Source organism: Sedimenticola sp. (genome assembly GCF_050289425.1).
Classification (GTDB): Bacteria; Pseudomonadota; Gammaproteobacteria; order Chromatiales; family Chromatiaceae; genus Sedimenticola.
The window spans coordinates 41,813-58,062 of sequence record NZ_JBNKFS010000003.1 but is presented as its reverse complement, the minus strand read 5'-3'; the positions used below and the strand labels follow the sequence as shown (position 1 = coordinate 58,062).

General features: G+C 57.9%; 15 protein-coding genes. 4 read left to right on the top strand and 11 right to left on the bottom strand.

The window, feature by feature from the left end:
* The first annotated feature begins 595 nt into the window (after window positions 1–595).
* From nifJ to ACQY5R_RS02615, 3 genes are all read left to right on the top strand, one after another.
* Window positions 596–4,186: a pyruvate:ferredoxin (flavodoxin) oxidoreductase gene (gene nifJ, locus ACQY5R_RS02625; RefSeq protein WP_428604121.1), complete on the top strand. Its 3,591-nt coding sequence runs from the start codon at window positions 596–598 to the stop codon at window positions 4,184–4,186.
* A gap of 2 nt (window positions 4,187–4,188) precedes the next feature.
* Window positions 4,189–5,193 (top strand): dihydroorotate dehydrogenase-like protein, encoded by a 1,005-nt coding sequence (locus ACQY5R_RS02620; protein WP_428604119.1) that lies wholly within the window; start codon window positions 4,189–4,191, stop codon window positions 5,191–5,193.
* A 155-nt stretch (window positions 5,194–5,348) separates the two neighbouring features.
* Window positions 5,349–7,058 carry a diguanylate cyclase domain-containing protein gene (locus ACQY5R_RS02615; RefSeq protein WP_428604116.1) on the top strand — a complete coding sequence of 570 codons (1,710 nt, stop codon included), beginning with the start codon at window positions 5,349–5,351 and terminating at the stop codon, window positions 7,056–7,058.
* Window positions 7,059–7,150: 92 nt separating this feature from the next.
* Here the strand turns inward: ACQY5R_RS02615 and ACQY5R_RS02610 are convergent, their stop codons facing one another.
* Window positions 7,151–7,561 carry a hypothetical protein gene (locus tag ACQY5R_RS02610; RefSeq protein ID WP_428604114.1) on the bottom strand — a complete coding sequence of 137 codons (411 nt, stop codon included), beginning with the start codon at window positions 7,559–7,561 and terminating at the stop codon, window positions 7,151–7,153.
* 157 nt (window positions 7,562–7,718) lie between these two features.
* On the opposite strand from ACQY5R_RS02610, the gene ACQY5R_RS02605 reads away from it, so the two are divergent.
* Entirely contained in the window at window positions 7,719–8,057 is a 339-nt protein-coding gene (locus tag ACQY5R_RS02605) for a pentapeptide repeat-containing protein (protein WP_428604111.1), read from the top strand.
* A gap of 63 nt (window positions 8,058–8,120) precedes the next feature.
* Here the strand turns inward: ACQY5R_RS02605 and tatC are convergent, their stop codons facing one another.
* The 10 genes from tatC to typA all read right to left on the bottom strand — a co-directional run bounded on the left by tatC (window position 8,121) and on the right by typA (window position 16,096).
* Entirely contained in the window at window positions 8,121–9,287 is a 1,167-nt protein-coding gene (gene tatC / locus ACQY5R_RS02600; protein WP_428604109.1) for a twin-arginine translocase subunit TatC, read from the bottom strand.
* 14 nt (window positions 9,288–9,301) lie between these two features.
* The gene (gene tatB / locus ACQY5R_RS02595) at window positions 9,302–9,655 is read right to left on the bottom strand and encodes a Sec-independent protein translocase protein TatB (RefSeq protein WP_428604106.1); all 354 of its coding nucleotides are present in this window, start codon (window positions 9,653–9,655) and stop codon (window positions 9,302–9,304) included.
* A gap of 40 nt (window positions 9,656–9,695) precedes the next feature.
* Window positions 9,696–9,944 (bottom strand): Sec-independent protein translocase subunit TatA, encoded by a 249-nt coding sequence (gene tatA, locus ACQY5R_RS02590; RefSeq protein ID WP_428604104.1) that lies wholly within the window; start codon window positions 9,942–9,944, stop codon window positions 9,696–9,698.
* Window positions 9,945–10,092: 148 nt separating this feature from the next.
* On the bottom strand, window positions 10,093–10,410 hold the full coding sequence (locus ACQY5R_RS02585; RefSeq protein WP_428604101.1) for a phosphoribosyl-ATP diphosphatase: 318 nt from the start codon (window positions 10,408–10,410) through the stop codon (window positions 10,093–10,095).
* Window positions 10,407–11,177: an imidazole glycerol phosphate synthase subunit HisF gene (gene hisF / locus ACQY5R_RS02580; protein WP_428604099.1), complete on the bottom strand. Its 771-nt coding sequence runs from the start codon at window positions 11,175–11,177 to the stop codon at window positions 10,407–10,409. The genes ACQY5R_RS02585 and hisF overlap by 4 nt, the downstream gene beginning before the upstream one ends.
* A gap of 29 nt (window positions 11,178–11,206) precedes the next feature.
* A complete protein-coding gene (gene hisA / locus ACQY5R_RS02575; protein WP_428604097.1) occupies window positions 11,207–11,944 on the bottom strand; it encodes a 1-(5-phosphoribosyl)-5-[(5-phosphoribosylamino)methylideneamino]imidazole-4-carboxamide isomerase in 738 nt (245 codons plus the stop codon).
* A gap of 51 nt (window positions 11,945–11,995) precedes the next feature.
* Window positions 11,996–12,637, bottom strand: a complete 642-nt coding sequence (gene hisH / locus ACQY5R_RS02570; protein ID WP_428604094.1) for an imidazole glycerol phosphate synthase subunit HisH — start codon at window positions 12,635–12,637, stop codon at window positions 11,996–11,998.
* Between the two features lie 28 nt (window positions 12,638–12,665).
* Window positions 12,666–13,256 (bottom strand): imidazoleglycerol-phosphate dehydratase HisB, encoded by a 591-nt coding sequence (hisB, locus tag ACQY5R_RS02565; RefSeq protein ID WP_428604091.1) that lies wholly within the window; start codon window positions 13,254–13,256, stop codon window positions 12,666–12,668.
* Between the two features lie 249 nt (window positions 13,257–13,505).
* Window positions 13,506–13,943 (bottom strand): D-aminoacyl-tRNA deacylase, encoded by a 438-nt coding sequence (dtd, locus tag ACQY5R_RS02560; RefSeq protein WP_428604088.1) that lies wholly within the window; start codon window positions 13,941–13,943, stop codon window positions 13,506–13,508.
* Window positions 13,944–14,275: 332 nt separating this feature from the next.
* A complete protein-coding gene (gene typA / locus ACQY5R_RS02555; RefSeq protein ID WP_428604086.1) occupies window positions 14,276–16,096 on the bottom strand; it encodes a translational GTPase TypA in 1,821 nt (606 codons plus the stop codon).
* Window positions 16,097–16,250: the final 154 nt, after the last annotated feature.

The window sequence follows — 16,250 nt, the reverse complement described above, 5'->3', positions numbered from 1 at the left end:
CCTTACATTCTCATCAGGTTATCAGACAAGGGACGTCTGGTGAAATAATTTCTTTGGGGTGCTGGGTGGGTGGGGCTTATGTGGGCTAGCCGCAAAATAGATGGAGACGAAACCACGCGATAATGGTTACCTTATCTCACCTGACTCGCTGATAAGATTCGAAAGGGGACGCATTTATTTTCAGACCCTGCGATCTCTATCACCAATATTCTCTATAGTCCACTTCAGGGGTTGCCATAGCCTGTCTGACACTGACTGCCAGATTTGGTCTGACATGAGCCACAAAATCTGTGGACCCAGGTGGACCAACCAATTCACAAAGTAAAAACTCACTCCAGTCACACCCTAGTCTCAAAATCGAGTTTAAAAACCTTTTCAGACATCTGCCTTTTGAGGCCAGCCATCCATTTGTCCGTCCTCCGTCGCCGGCTCTTGATTCCCAATCAACCCCTTTCCAGCCTTCATATTCACTTTGATCTAGCGCAGGATCAAGGGAGATCCTCTCACCCATAGTCCCTACCATGCCGGTCATTGGTCTATGCTATGAGCCATTGTTAAACGCATCCCACCTGCATCGGGAGGAGAAATGCCGCAGATGGCCACTATTGATGGCAATGAAGCCGCCGCTACCATTGCCCACCTCACCAACGAAGTCATTGCCATCTATGCCATCACGCCCGCTTCGCCCATGGGTGAACATGCAGACGAGTGGTCAGCACAGGGGCGCCGGAACCTGTGGGGCACGGTGCCGAGCATCGTCGAGATGCAGAGTGAAGGGGGTGCCGCCGGCGCCCTGCACGGGGCCTTGCAGGCCGGGGCGCTGTGCACCAGTTTCACCGCCTCGCAAGGGCTGCTGTTGATGATCCCCAATATGTACAAGATCGCCGGTGAGCTGACACCTATGGTGCTGCATGTGGCGGCGCGTTCACTGGCGGCCCAGGCGCTCTCCATCTTTTGCGATCACAGCGATGTGATGGCGACCCGCGGCACCGGCTTTGCCCTGCTCTGCGCCAACTCGGTACAGGAGGCGATGGACCTGGCGCTGATCGCCCAGGCGGCGACGCTGGAGGCACGGGTGCCGATCTTGCACTTCTTCGACGGCTTTCGCACTTCCCATGAGGTGGCCAAGATTGAGACGATCGATCCGCCGGTGGTCCGTGAACTGATCCGCGACGAGTGGGTGCAGGCGCACCGCGAACGCGCCCTCAACCCGGAACATCCGGTGCTGCGCGGCAGTTCGCAAAATCCCGATGCCTATTTCCAGGGAAGGGAGAGCGTCAACCCTTACTACCAAAAGATGCCGGTAGTGGTGCAGGGGATTATGAACCGCTTCGCCGAATTGACCGGCCGGCAGTACCGCCTGTTCGACTATGTCGGCGCAGCCGACGCCGAACGGGTGATCGTGCTGATGGGTTCCGGGGCCGAGACGGCACACGAAACCGTCGATCATCTGCTGGCCCGTGGCGAAAAGGTGGGCTTGCTCAAGGTGCGGCTCTATCGCCCCTTCGACCCGACCGCCCTGCTCACCGTCCTGCCGCCCAGCGTACGCCGAATAGCCGTGCTCGACCGCACCAAAGAGCCGGGGGCCGACGGCGAACCGCTCTACAAGGATATCCTGACCGCCGTCGCCCAGGCCTTCTCCGCCGGGCAGTCACCCTTTCGCGAACTTCCGCGCATTATCGGTGGACGCTATGGGCTGTCGTCCAAGGAGTTCACGCCGGGCATGGTCAACGCGGTATTCGATGAACTGAACCAAGACAAACCGAAAAACGGTTTTACCATCGGCATCCACGACGACGTCACCCACACCAGCCTGGCATGGGATAGCGATTTCCACACCGATGCGGCTGGCGACGTGAACTGCGCGCTGTTCTACGGCCTCGGTTCCGACGGTACCGTCAGCGCCAACAAGAACAGCATCAAGATCATCGGTGAAACCACCGCGCTGCAGGCCCAGGGCTATTTCGAGTACGACTCCAAGAAGTCCGGCGCCGTCACCGTCTCGCACCTGCGGTTTGGCAAGCAGCCGATCCGTTCCAGCTACCTGATCGGCAACGACCAGGCGCAGTTCATCGGCTGTCACCAGACAATCTTCCTGGAACGTTACGACATGCTGCAGAAAGCCGCGCCGGGTGGCGTATTCCTGCTCAATACCGCGGCACCGCCCGAACAAGCCTGGGACACCCTGCCGCGCCCTATGCAGCAACAGATGATCGACAAGCGGTTGCGCTTCTTCGTGATCGACGCCTACCGGGTGGCGCAGGAGAGCGGCATGCAGCAGCGCATCAACACCATCATGCAGACCTGCCACTTCGCCATCTCCGATCTGCTGCCGCGCGACAAGGCGATCGCCGCCATCAAACAGGCCGTGGAGGAGACCTACGGCAAGAAGGGCGGCAAGATCATCGAACTCAACTTCCGCGCCATCGATGCCGCCCTGGCCAATCTGCATCCGGTTAAGGTGCCTGACCAGGTCACCTCAACCTTCGACCGCCCGCCGGTGGTCGCCGCGAATGCGCCGTCATTTGTCCAGCAGGTGACCGCGAAAATGATCGCCGGGCTCGGCGACCAACTGCCGGTCAGCGCCTTTCCCGCCGACGGCACCTGGCCCACCGGCACCACACGCTGGGAGAAACGCAATATTGCCTTGGAGATCCCGGTGTGGGACGAAGCGCTCTGCATCGCCTGCGGCAAGTGCCCCTTCGTCTGCCCGCACAGTGCCATCCGCAGCAAGCTGTTTGACCCGAATCGAGCCGGCGACGCGCCGCCGACCTTCAAGCACATGCCGGTCAAGGGTAAGGAGTTCCCCGAAGGGGCGCATATCGTCTATCAGGTGGCGGCCGAGGATTGCACTGGCTGCGGACTCTGCGTCGAGATCTGCCCGGTCAAGGATAAGGAACACCCCGGTCGACGCGCGCTGAACATGGCGCCGCAGCCGCCACTGCGTGAGCAGGAGCGCATCAATTTCGATTACTTCCTTGCCCTGCCCGAGTTCGACCGGCGCGAGGTGCGCGGCACGGTGATGAAAAGCGCCATGCTGTTGGAGCCGCTGTTTGAATTCTCCGGCGCCTGCTCCGGCTGCGGCGAAACCCCCTACCTGCGCCTCGCCTCGCAACTGTTCGGCGACCGCATGCTGGTGGCCAACGCTACCGGTTGCTCCTCCATCTATGGCGGCAACCTGCCCACCACACCCTGGGCGCAGAATGCCGAAGGGCGCGGGCCGGCCTGGAACAATTCTCTGTTCGAAGACAACGCCGAGTTCGGCCTCGGCCTGCGCATCGCTATCGACAAACAGCGGGAGCACGCCGTTGAACTGCTTCAATTGCTTGCCGACCAACTAGACCCGAATCTGGTGGAGCAGTTGCGCTCGGCCAGCCAGCAGGATGAGACGGAGATCCAGGCACAGCGGGAGCGCATCCTTACGCTGCGCCGGCAACTGCAGCCGATCGACCAACCGGCGGCGCGGCAACTGGAGGGACTGGCCGACACGCTGCTGAAGCGCAGCGTCTGGATCGTCGGCGGCGACGGCTGGGCCTATGACATCGGCTTCGGCGGACTCGATCATGCACTCGCCTCCGGTCGCGATATCAATATCCTGGTGCTGGACACCGAGGTCTACTCCAATACCGGCGGCCAAACCTCCAAGGCGACGCCGCGCGGGGCGGTGGCCAAGTTCTCCGCCGGCGGCAAGCCAACGGCGAAAAAGGATCTGGCCATGATCGCCATGGCCTACGGCGATGTCTATGTGGCCCAGGTCGCCTACGGCGCCAAGGATGTGCAGACCCTGAAAGCGTTCACGGAGGCGGAATCCTGGCCGGGTGTCTCGCTGATCATCGCCTACAGCCCCTGCACCGCCTGGGGAACCGACATGGTAAACAATCACGCCATGCAGGACCGGGCAGTGCGTAGCGGCCACTGGCCGCTGTTCCGCTACGATCCGCGCCGCGTCGAACAGCAAGAGAATCCGCTACAGTTGGACTCCAAGGAGCCGTCCATCGCCTATCGTGATTTCGTCAGCCAGGAGACGCGCTTCAGCATGCTCTGGCGCAGCCATCCGGAAGCGGCGGAGCAGTTCCTCGGCGCGGCGCAAAAACACGCCCTCAGTAACTTTCGGCACTACCGTCAACTGGCGGAACTCAGCTACGCCAAACCGGGCACGAAGCCGCCCGATCCCGCGAAGGAGTGATCATGGACCTGCGTACCACCTATCTCGGCCTGCCACTGAAAAACCCGCTGGTGCCCTCTGCCTCCCCGTTGTCGCGCAGCCTCGACACGGCGAAGCAACTGGAAGACGCTGGCGCCGCCGCCCTGGTGATGTACTCCCTGTTCGAGGAGGAATTGCAGCATGACCAGCAGGTGATGGATGACTACCTCAACAACCAGGCTTTGGGACACGCCGAGGCGGCCAGCTTTCTGCCGCTACACAGCAACATGCTGTCCAGACAGGAGAGTTACCTGGAACAACTGACACGTCTCAAACAGGCGTTGGATATCCCGGTTATCGCCAGCCTCAACGGTGTCACCCATGGCGGCTGGATCAGCCACGGTAAGGCGCTACAGGAGGCCGGCGCCGATGCCCTGGAGTTGAACGTCTATTACATTGCCGGCGACAGTACGGTGAGCGGTTCCGAGGTAGAGCGGCGCTACATCGATCTGTTGCACCAACTGCGTCAGCACGTCACCCTGCCCATCGCCATGAAGCTGTCACCGCAATTCAGCTCGGTGGCCCACATGGTTAGCCACCTGGAGAAGGCGGGGGCCGCCGGGGTCAGCCTGTTTAACCGTCTCTATCAGCCCGACATCGATATCGACAGCTTGCGGGTCGCACCGCGACTGCAGCTCTCCAGCTCTGCCGAATCCCTGCTGGCACTGCGCTGGATCGCCATGCTGCACGGCCAGGTGAAACTTACCCTGGCCGCCACCGGCGGCGTGCACGACTATCAGGATGCGCTGAAAATGCTGCTGGCCGGTGCCGATGTGGTGCACCTGTGCAGCGCCCTGCTACTGCACGGAGCAGGCCGGTTGACACAGATACTCAATGACATGACCCAGTGGCTGGAAGAGAGTCCGTACGACTCCATCGAGCAGTTGAAGGGGGTACTCAGTCAGCGCCACGCCGGCGATGCATCCGCCTATGCCCGGGCCAACTATCTGCAGATTCTGGATAATTATCTGCCGAATCTCCCCAGCTAACCCGCCGCCAGCTCCCTTAAAACAACCGCTGCGCTTCCTTTGATTCGGCGAGTGGAACACCGCATCCGGACTAAATACATAAATATATTATAAATTGTTTAAGTTTTACCCCGCGCTTCCGATATTACTCATAATAAGGCAGCCGTATTGTCCCCATGAACCTGAAGCCCCGCTTTCACCTGTTTACTCTCATCCTGGTGCTGGTCTCGACAGTGGCCGGCTGGTGGGCAGTACGCGCGCTGGCGGAAGATATTGTCGAGCAGTGGGCTATGCGCTATGCGGAAAAGCAGGTGCTCTACGATAAGAGCCGCACCCTGCAACCGATCCTGCGCGAGGTAGCGCTGTCACGCCAACTGGCCAACTCACAATATCTGCGCGACTGGGCGCGCCATCCCGGGAATGCGGAGAAGACCCGCCACGCCATCGCCGAAATGGAGAGCTTCCGCCTCAACTTCCATGACCAGAGCTATTTTGTCGCCTTGCTGAAAAACGGCCACTACTACTACAACAATGCCGCCAATGAGTTCGGTGGGAAAGAGTTCCGCTATATCCTCGATCCGAAACAGGAGAAGGACGCCTGGTTCTACAACCTGATCGGTCAGGGCCGGGACCTGCATATCAATGTTAATCCCGACCTGGAACTCGGCATCACCAAACTCTGGATCGATGTACTGATTCGCGACGGCAACGAGATACTCGGCATGGCCGGTACCGGCCTGGACCTGACCGGCTTCATACAGAACGTGGTGGAAGAGGGCGTGCCCGGTGTGACCAGCCTGTTTGTCGATCACACCGGTGCCATTCAGATACATCGCAATGAATCGCTGATTGATTTTGGCTCCATCAGCAAACAGCCTTCCAACCAGCGCACTATTGATCTGCTTTTTGAGCAACCCGACGACCGCAAGGCGATCTTGGCGGCGATGAAAGCACTGGAGGATCTGAAGCAGACCGTCGTTACCGAATTTGTCAGCGTTAACGGCAAACGGCATTTGGCGGGGGTAACCTATCTGCCCGAAATCGGCTGGTATGAGATCACGCTCATGGACCTTGATGTGCTGCTGCCGTTCAGCCAATTCACCGGCATCCTGCTGGTCTATGCCGCCACTTTGCTCGGCACCTTTCTCCTGCTGAACCTGTTTCTCCACCGCCAGGTATTGACGCCACTGAGTCAGCTCGACAACGCCATGGACCGGGTCGAGGCCGGGGAGGACGTCACGGAGCACCTGGGCGAGCTGGGTAGCGGAGAGATCCGTCGCCTGATGCAACGTTTCCTGCGCATGGCCCACGCCATTCTGGAATCCCGCCATAACCTGGAGGCAAAGATCCAGGAACGCACCCTGGCCCTGGAACACCTCACCAAAACCGATCCGTTGACCGAACTGCTGAATCGGCGCGGCATGACTGAAAGGATCGAGACGGAGTTGAAACGGGCTCAGCGGGAAGCCAGCCATATCGGATTGCTCTGGCTGGACGTGGACTACTTCAAACAGATCAACGACCGTTACGGCCATGCGATCGGAGATCAAGCGCTTAAGCTATTGGCCGACCAGATCCATGAAACCCTGCGGCCTTACGATGTTGCCTCACGCTGGGGCGGGGATGAGTTCCTGATACTGGTGCAACCGGCGGATGCCGATACCTTAAGCCAGATCGGCACAAGACTCTGCCAGCGTATTGCGGAGAACCGACAACTGGTCACCAGCGATGGCGAAATCATTAACCTGAGTGCCAGCATCGGCGGGCACCTCTCCAGGGACAACGAACCGCTGGACAGTCTGTTGCAACACGCCGACCAGGCGCTCTATGCGGCCAAGGCCGCGGGGCGCAACTGTTTCCGCTCATCCGAAGCGATTGACAGCTAGGTCCATCCCACTCGTCAAACAGTGATTTAGCCTGTCCGAATCGGCTGCACGTATCCCCGGTGCAATCGAATAGGCCGGCGTATCAGGCAGTCTCAGGAGCCATATTCACGCCGGAAGACATCGATGGCTTCAACCTTGGCATCCACGGTGGTTACCTTTGCTATATCCAGATTTTTACGGCGCCGGTCATCTTCGGGTTGTATCACGACATTCTGCTCGCGACTCCGATCCATGAATTGCCTGGCGAAGAGCAACTTGTTGTGCAGCCGCTGTTTCTTAAAGTGGGAGATTAACCAGGTCCCTGCCTCATCGGGGTAGACGGAAACCAGTCCGTGGAATTCGACGACACCATTTCCATCCTTGAACTGCAGGATATCGCAACTCCTGACCGAAGGATGCTTGGTAAAGGGGATATGGAATTTCTTTTCCAGGACACGCTCGACCAGTCGCTTGAGTTCACGGCTCGTGGTGACGCTGGGCACACGGGGTATGAATATCTTCATCCAACACTTCCGGGTTGTTTTATGAAGTATAGCAGGTGTTGACGAAACCGGTTCGCAACAAAAAGTCCGTCAACTATACTACTACCTGACGCAAGCACACCACCGTTAATGCTTGTTTACCGACATTCAGTAACCATCGGAATAGAACACTAATCGTATGGCCATACCCACAATCAAAGACGATCCGCTATACCAGATGCTCCGAGAAGGGCATGTCGATCAATTCAACCAACACCATCAAACCGGGACCCCTTGCGATCTGAGAGGCGTCGATCTGCGCGCCCTGGATCTACGTAAGCTGGACGCAAAAAATCTCGACCTTCGCGACAGCTACTTGCGCCAGGCGGATCTGCGTGGACTGGATCTCTCTGAAACCAATTTGGAAGGCGCCAGCATCAGTGGTGCAAAGATATCCGGCACCCTGTTTCCGAAACAGCTGACCGCTGAAGAGATCACGCTATCCCTGGTGCATGGCACCCGCATGCGCTACCGCTAGATAAGCGGCGCGTTCATCGTTCTCCCGTTGGGCAGCAAGCGATCGCAGGAAGCGATACCGCCCTCAATAATCCTCATCCAGCTGATCGAGGATATTGCGTGCCACCTTGGCTTGTTCGGGACCGGCTTCACCGAGGATTTCATAGAGCAAACCGCGAGCCTTGACCTCTTCGTTCTGGTCCCGCAACTCCTGAACCCGCCGTAACTTCTCCTCGATCACGTCGTCGTACATCCCTTCATCATCGGATTCACCCAGATCATCGCCGCCCTCTTCCTCCTCGGCTTCGATACTGTCCAACTCCGCCTCGAGTTCAGCCTCGGTCAGCGGTTTGAAACGCTCCAGATCCAGTGGTTCATCATCCGTTTCAAAGGCCGGGTCGGTTACGAAAGCCGGCGCGGCGGTCTGAGCCGCTGGCTTGTCGGTCTTTTCCGTCGCACCACCATCCGGTCCCTCATCGTTCGGGCCCTCTTCCTCCTGCTCACGCCGTTGCTTATCGCGTTTGACCATGCGGGAGAAGAAAACCCCGATTTCAAATAGCACCCACATCGGTAACGCCAACAGGGTCTGGGAGATCACATCCGGCGGTGTTAACAACATGCCAAATATGAAGGCACCGACAATAATATAGGGTCGCTTCTGCACCAGGCTTTCCGGCGTGGTCATGCCCATGGAAACCAAAATGATGGTGGCGATAGGCACTTCAAAGGCGAGGCCGAAGGCAAAAAACAGACTCAGCACAAAATCGAGGTACTTGGCGATATCGGTCGCCATCACCACGCCCTCGGGCGTCGTGCTGGCCATAAAGGCGAAGACCAGCGGGAATACCACAAAGTAGGCGAACACCACACCAAGGTAGAACAGGACGGCGCTGGAGGCGACCAGCGGAATCATCAGACGCTTTTCGTGTTTATAGAGACCCGGGGCGATGAATGACCAGAGCTGGTACAGAATAAACGGCATACCGATGAAGATCGACGACATCAGGGTCAGTTTGAATGGCGTCAGGAAGGGGGAGGCCACCTCGGTGGCAATCATCGAGGAACCCTGCGGCAGATGAGCCATCAGTGGACCGGCCACGATCTCATAGATGTCGTTACTGAAATAGAACAGCGATGCAAAAATAACCCCCACCGCGATCACAGCCCGCAACAGCCGATCGCGCAACTCCAGCAGGTGGGTAACAAAGGGTTGTTCGGTTAGGGTATCAACCCCGTCGTTATCTGTCGTCATGGGGTTCGTTGCGGCTATTTCGAGGTATCACTGGACCGTTCCTGCGAGTCATCCTCACTGGCGGCTGTTTGTTCCATCTCTCGGACAGATTTGTTGGCTTCCTGGGTAAAGTCACGCAGGGTTTCGCTGGTCTCTTCCACAATCTCTTCCAGCGGACTGATCTCTTTTTTCTGCTCTTCGAGGATCTGCTTCAGCTCCTCCGCCTTGATCTCCTTATCGATCTCGTTTTTCACCTGCTGAATCATTTTCCGGCCCTTACCCAACCATTTGCCGGCGGTATAAGCCAGTTTTGGCAGACGCTCGGGGCCTACCACCAGCAAAGCGACCAGCCCGACAATGGCCAACTCCCAGAAGCCGATATCAAACATAGTTTAAAAAACCTGACGTTCGGTTAGCACAGGCGGCAGATCAGGATTTCTTGCTATCGGAGGACTCTTCCTTGTTGGTCACCTCACCTTCGATGATCTTCTCTTCATCGGCCTGTTCCAGCCGGGCACTATCGTCGCCCTTCTTTTCGTCCTTCATGGCGCCCTTGAAGCCCTTGACCGCATTGCCGAGATCAGAACCGATATTCTTGAGCCGTTTGGTTCCAAACAGCAGCAGCACAATTACCAAGATGATCAACAACTGCCAGATACTGATTCCACCAAAACCCATACTCTTCTCCAACTCAAAACGACGGCCTGATTTGACACAAAATCCACGGCCAATTGAAACAATCGACTGGTTAACGGACAGCGATCCGCCAGAAGACTCCGATAATAACTGAAATTAACCCAAGACGCAGGGTTTTTAATGACCCGGATTACTCCTTGCGCTGCGCCTTCTCTTCCAGGCCGGAGAGGCCAAAGCGGCGATCCAGTTCATTCAGTACATCCTGGGGTTTCAGTCCCTGATGGGCCAGTAGCACCATGCAGTGAAACCAGAGATCAGCCGTTTCGTAAATAATCTTTTCCCGCTCGCCATCCTTTGCCGCCATCACCGTTTCGGTGGCTTCTTCACCGATCTTTTTCAGGATCGCATCCAGACCTTTACTATAGAGCCGCGCCACGTAGGACGAATCGGGGTCGGCCCCCTTGCGTGATTCCAGCACTTCGGCCAGGCGCTCCAGCAGATCACTCACAATCGCACCTCTACACCCTGGTCAGCCATAAACCGCTTGGCTTCTTCGATACTGTACTCGGCGAAGTGGAAGATGCTGGCGGCCAGCACTGCATCGGCACCGCCCTGCACCACACCGTCCACCAGATGCTGCAGATTGCCCACACCACCGGAAGCGATCACCGGGACGGTCACCGCCTCACTGATCGCCCGGGTCAACTCCAGATCAAATCCGATCTTGGTGCCATCCCTATCCATGCTGGTGAGCAGGATTTCACCGGCCCCATATTCGACCATCTTGCGCGCCCACTCGATGGCATCCAGCCCGGTTGGCTTGCGGCCGCCGTGGGTAAAGATCTCCCACTTGGCCGGCTCGCCCTCGCCGCTGGTCCGTTTGGCATCGATCGCCACCACGATACACTGGGAACCGAAACGACTGGTCGCCTCTTTAACGAACTCCGGATTAAACACCGCCGCTGTATTGATCGCCACCTTGTCGGCACCGGCGTTGAGCATGCGCCGCACGTCCTCGGCCGTGCGGATACCACCGCCGACGGTGAGCGGAATGAACACTTCGCTCGCCACCTGCTCCACCACGTGGACAATGGTTTCACGGTCATCGGAGCTGGCGGTGATATCAAGAAAGGTAATTTCATCGGCGCCTTCGCTGTTGTAGCGTCGCGCCACCTCCACCGGATCACCGGCATCGCGAATGTCGACGAACTTAACGCCTTTCACGACGCGACCGGCATCCACATCAAGACAGGGTATGATTCTTTTGGCCAGCATGCTCAGTAATCTCTCGGGTTGTCGGTTGCTCAGCCGTTCAGGCTATCCGCCAGGGCTTGGCCGGCAGCAAAGTCCAGGGTACCTTCATAGATGGCACGGCCGGTGATGGCGCCCATAATATTGCCTGTATCGGCCTTACAGAGGGCCTCGATATCGCCAATATCCGTAATACCGCCGGAAGCCACGATGGGGATGTTGACCGCATTGGCCAGGGCCGCCGTGGCGGCCACATTGGGCCCGGTCAACATGCCGTCGCGGCCGATATCGGTATAGACAATGGCGGAGACGCCATCCTGCTCAAAACGGCGCGACAGTTCCGTCACTTCCTGATCGGTTACCGTTGCCCAGCCATCGATTGCCACCATGCCGTCTTTGGCATCCAGGCCGACAATCACGTGTCCCGGGAAGGCGCTGCAGGCACGTCCGACAAAGGCCGGATCCTTGACCGCCTGGGTACCGATAATGACAAAATCGACACCCGCATCCAGATAGGCCTGAATGGTCCGTTCGTCCCGGATACCGCCACCTACCTGGATCGGCAGATCGGGGTAAGCCTTGGCGATGGCCTGGATCACGCCGCCATTGACCGGCTCTCCGGCAAAGGCACCGTTCAGATCCACCAGATGCAAGCGGCGCGCGCCCGCTTCGACCCAACGGCCAGCCACCTCCACCGGATCGTCGGAAAAGATGGTTTCATCCTCCATGCGGCCCTGGCGCAACCGCACACAGCGGCCATCCTTCAGATCGATAGCGGGTATCAGTAACACGTTCAGTACCTATATCTTTAAAAGTAGAATCAGCGACAGCAAGCTCAGCCGTCAGATGTCCCAGTTAACAAAGTTACGCAGCAGCCGCAGGCCGGCATCCGCGCTCTTCTCCGGATGAAACTGGGTGGCAAACAGGTTATCCCGGGCTATCACGCTGGTGAACGGGATGCCGTAATCGGTTGTCCCCGCCACCAGTCCCGGATCTTCCGGATCGACATAATAGCTGTGCACAAAATAGAAGCGGGTCTGGTCTTCGATCCCTTCCCAGAGCGGATGCTGGCGGGTCTGTCTGACCCGGTTCCAGCCCATCTGGGGAATCTTCAAGCGCCCGCCCTGGGCATCCCGGGACTCGGGAAAGTGTCTGACCTGGCCCGTGAACAGCCCCATCAGCGGAGTGCCCTGATTCTCCTCGCTGAAGCTCATCAACACCTGCATACCCATACAGATACCGAGAAACGGTTTGCTTTTGGCGGCCTGTAAAACGGCTTGATTGAGGTGATGATCGGAGATCGCGGCCATACAGTCGCGAGCCGCCCCCTGTCCGGGAAACACCACCCGGTCGGACTGCAGGATCAACTCGGGATCATCGGTCACATAGACCCGGTCGTCGGCACCCGCCACATGCTCAATCGCCTTGGAGACGGAGCGCAGATTACCCATGCCATAATCAATGACTGCAATGGTTTTCGACATAACTTTCAGACTGCCAGAGAGTTAAGGGTTAAAGGCTGCCTTTGGTGGAGGGAATCACCCCTGCCATCCTCGGATCAGGTTCCAGAGCCATGCGCAGCGCGCGGCCAAACGCCTTGAATACCGTCTCGGCGATGTGGTGGCTGTTACGGCCACGCAGATTGTCCACGTGCAGCGTCACCCCGGCATGGTTGACGAAACCCTGGAAAAACTCATAGAACAGATCGGTATCAAACGCACCGATCATGGCGCGCGGAAAGGCCACGTCGAACTCCAAACCGGGGCGACCGGAAAAGTCGAGCACAACGCGGCTCAATGCCTCGTCCAACGGAACATAGGCGTGTCCGTAGCGGCGAATACCCTTTTTATCGCCGATTGCCTGGGCGACCGCCTGGCCGATGGTAATACCGATATCCTCAGCCGAGTGGTGTCCATCAATGTGCAGATCTCCCTGGGCATTGACCTCGAGGTCGATCAGACCGTGGCGCGCCACCTGATCCAGCATGTGCTCGAGAAACGGCATGCCGGTATCAAGTTTGGATTCCCCCGTGCCATCCAGATTCAGGCTGACCCGAATACGGGTCTCCAGGGTATTGCGTTCGATCTCAGCTTGACGCTGCATGGGTCGACTCCAGCGGATTGATAACTTTGTCCCGGGTAGGACTCTCGCCGCCGTCTCCGACAGCTTCGGACACGGCATGGGGCCGTTTCAACACGGCCAATAGCGCATTCTATGGGAAATGCCGGTTTTGTCCAAGGATGGGCTTATGCCGCGTGATGAACAGCGTGTAGGGCGCCCCTCCTGTGGCCGCCCGTATCGAAAATCCCCACCCCACTCAACGTTTCGACTCGAATTACCGATGGAAGCAGCTCACACCTGCAACCAGAAGGTGACCGGTCCGTCATTGGTCAGGCTCACCTTCATATCCGCGCCAAACTGGCCGAATCCCACCGGCTCATAACCGGCGGCAGCCTGTCGACAGAGGTAATCGAACAGTTGCGCACCCATTTCCGGCGGTGCGGCGGTGGAAAAACCGGGGCGTGTGCCCTTTTGGGTATCCGCCGCCAGGGTGAATTGGGGTACCAGCAGCAAGCCGCCACCGATATCCCGCAGACTCCGGTTCATCCGCCCTTCACTGTCCGGGAACACCCGATAGCCAAGCAGCCTCTCCAGCAGGCGATCCGCCTGCCGTTCACCATCCTGGGGTTCAACCCCCACCAAAACCAGTAGGCCGCGGCCAATCTCCGCCACGCGGTCTCCACCGATATCCACATGCGCCATCGAGACCCGCTGCAGCAAACCAATCAAGACACTCCCCCTTTCTGTTCCGTTTTGCGACCTGGAGGTAGGATATATGACGAAAAACAGCCTCCTTCAGGCGTTTTTTTCTCAATCCTTCAGATTTATCCTACAAAGTACCGGGATTCAGCGCACAACATCGCCCCATGATCGGTGGCAATCTATAGCTGTCGCCTAACAACGGATGCCACCGGACCGGCACCACACTTCACGGATGATTCCACGGACTGGAACCCTTTGCCAACCAAGCCCGGCGACATACCCCGACAGCAGGGAAAGCTGCCGGGGTTTTTTATGTCCAGGGATGGCCGGGAGCGGCGATTATCCCTGATCCCGGAATCTCAATCGGAACTGGTCTCGCGCGACGCTCTCTTCCGCTCGTGCTCCTTGAGATGACGTTTGCGGATGCGAATCGCACTGGGGGTGACTTCCACCAATTCATCATCCTCGATAAATTCCAACGCCTGCTCCAGTGAGAAACGGACCGGCGGCGTCAGAATAATGTTCTCATCACTGCCGGCGGCACGGATATTGGTCAACTGCTTGCCCTTCAGTGGATTGACCGTCAGGTCGTTGGCGCGCGAGTGAATACCGATTACCTGGCCTTCGTAAACCGCCATGCCATGCTCAATAAACAGCCGTCCCCGTTCCTGCAGGTTGAACAGGGCGTAACCCAGTGCCTTGCCGGTGGAGTTGGCAATCATCACGCCATTGTTACGCGGCGCGATACCACCATGCTGGGCCGGTCCGTAGTGGTCAAATACGTGATAGATCAAGCCGGATCCGGAAGTGAGGGTCATGAACTCGGTCTGGAAACCGATCAAGCCACGGGACGGAATGATGTAGTCGAGACGCACCCGCCCCTTTCCGTCCGGTACCATGTCCTGTAAATCACCCTTGCGGCTCCCTAAGGCTTCCATGATGCCGCCTTGGTGATCCTCTTCCACATCCACGGTGAGCTGTTCATAGGGTTCGCACACCTCGCCATCCACCTCACGGAAGATCACTTCGGGACGGGATACTGCCAACTCATAGCCTTCACGACGCATGGTCTCCAGCAGGATGGAGAGATGCAGCTCACCACGCCCGGAGACACGGAACTTTTCCGGGTCGGTCCCCTCCTCCACGCGCAGCGCCACGTTGTGGATCAACTCCCGCTCCAGACGCTCCTTCAATTGCCGTGAAGTCAGGTATTTTCCCTCTTTGCCGGCGAAGGGCGATGTGTTGACCTGGAAGGTCATGCTCACCGTCGGTTCATCAACAGTCAGGGGAGACATGATCTGCGGGTGTTCCGGATCACACAGGGTATCGGAAACGTTGGGGGCGGCGATTCCGGACAGCGCGACAATATCACCGGCCGAAGCGCTCTCCACCTCTACCCGTTCCAATCCCAGAAAACCGAACACTTTTCCGATCTTTTCACGGCGTTGATCGCCATCCCGGGTAATCAGGGTGATCGGCATATTGCGTCGCACGGTGCCCCGGGTGATACGCCCTACGGCAATGGCCCCGACATAGCTGTTATAGGCCAGGGTCGAAACCTGCATCTGAAACGGGCCATCGGGATCGACGTCCGGCGCACTGCAGTTGTTGACGATAGCCTCGAACAGCGGGGTCATATCGCCCTCCCGGGTCTCGCTATCAGCGCTTGCATAGCCGTTGATGGCGGAGGCATAGATGATGGGAAAATCAAGCTGCTCGTCGGTGGCCCCGAGACGATCAAACAGTTCGAAGGTCTGATCAATCACCCAATCCGGACGCGCACCTTCCCGGTCGATCTTGTTCACCACCACAATCGGCTTCAAGCCGTGTTGAAACGCTTTCTGCGTGACAAAGCGGGTCTGGGGCATCGGTCCCTCGACGGCATCCACCAGCAGCAACACAGAATCGACCATGGACAGTACCCGCTCCACTTCACCACCGAAATCGGCATGTCCCGGAGTATCGACAATATTGATCCGATAGTCTTTCCAATTGATCGAGGTATTCTTGGAGAGAATGGTGATTCCACGCTCCTTCTCCAGATCATTGGAGTCCATCAGCCGCTCCACGGGCCCGAAGCGATCACCGAGCGTGCCCGACTGCTGCAGCAGCTTGTCGACCAGGGTAGTTTTTCCATGATCGACGTGGGCGATGATGGCGATATTACGTAACTGTTTCATATGCGGGACCGCAAACTAAGGTAGATTAAAGGCGGCGCATTATATACAACTTCCTGATCGCTGGCTCATCTATCATTGGTATGGACCCATTTTTATCTGGTTCACATTGTATGTCAGTCAGTTAGCCGCACTTTGTAAGGGACAGCTTGCAACA

What these genes read in the sequence shown, in the direction of transcription:
- nifJ (WP_428604121.1), top strand. Translation starts at nt 596, where the DNA reads ATGGCCACTATTGATGGCAATGAAGCCGCCGCTACCATTGCCCACCTC.
- ACQY5R_RS02620 (WP_428604119.1), top strand. Translation starts at nt 4,189, where the DNA reads ATGGACCTGCGTACCACCTATCTCGGCCTGCCACTGAAAAACCCGCTG.
- ACQY5R_RS02615 (WP_428604116.1), top strand. Translation starts at nt 5,349, where the DNA reads ATGAACCTGAAGCCCCGCTTTCACCTGTTTACTCTCATCCTGGTGCTG.
- ACQY5R_RS02610 (WP_428604114.1), bottom strand. Translation starts at nt 7,561, where the DNA reads ATGAAGATATTCATACCCCGTGTGCCCAGCGTCACCACGAGCCGTGAA.
- ACQY5R_RS02605 (WP_428604111.1), top strand. Translation starts at nt 7,719, where the DNA reads ATGGCCATACCCACAATCAAAGACGATCCGCTATACCAGATGCTCCGA.
- tatC (WP_428604109.1), bottom strand. Translation starts at nt 9,287, where the DNA reads ATGACGACAGATAACGACGGGGTTGATACCCTAACCGAACAACCCTTT.
- tatB (WP_428604106.1), bottom strand. Translation starts at nt 9,655, where the DNA reads ATGTTTGATATCGGCTTCTGGGAGTTGGCCATTGTCGGGCTGGTCGCT.
- tatA (WP_428604104.1), bottom strand. Translation starts at nt 9,944, where the DNA reads ATGGGTTTTGGTGGAATCAGTATCTGGCAGTTGTTGATCATCTTGGTA.
- hisF (WP_428604099.1), bottom strand. Translation starts at nt 11,177, where the DNA reads ATGCTGGCCAAAAGAATCATACCCTGTCTTGATGTGGATGCCGGTCGC.
- hisH (WP_428604094.1), bottom strand. Translation starts at nt 12,637, where the DNA reads ATGTCGAAAACCATTGCAGTCATTGATTATGGCATGGGTAATCTGCGC.
- hisB (WP_428604091.1), bottom strand. Translation starts at nt 13,256, where the DNA reads ATGCAGCGTCAAGCTGAGATCGAACGCAATACCCTGGAGACCCGTATT.
- typA (WP_428604086.1), bottom strand. Translation starts at nt 16,096, where the DNA reads ATGAAACAGTTACGTAATATCGCCATCATCGCCCACGTCGATCATGGA.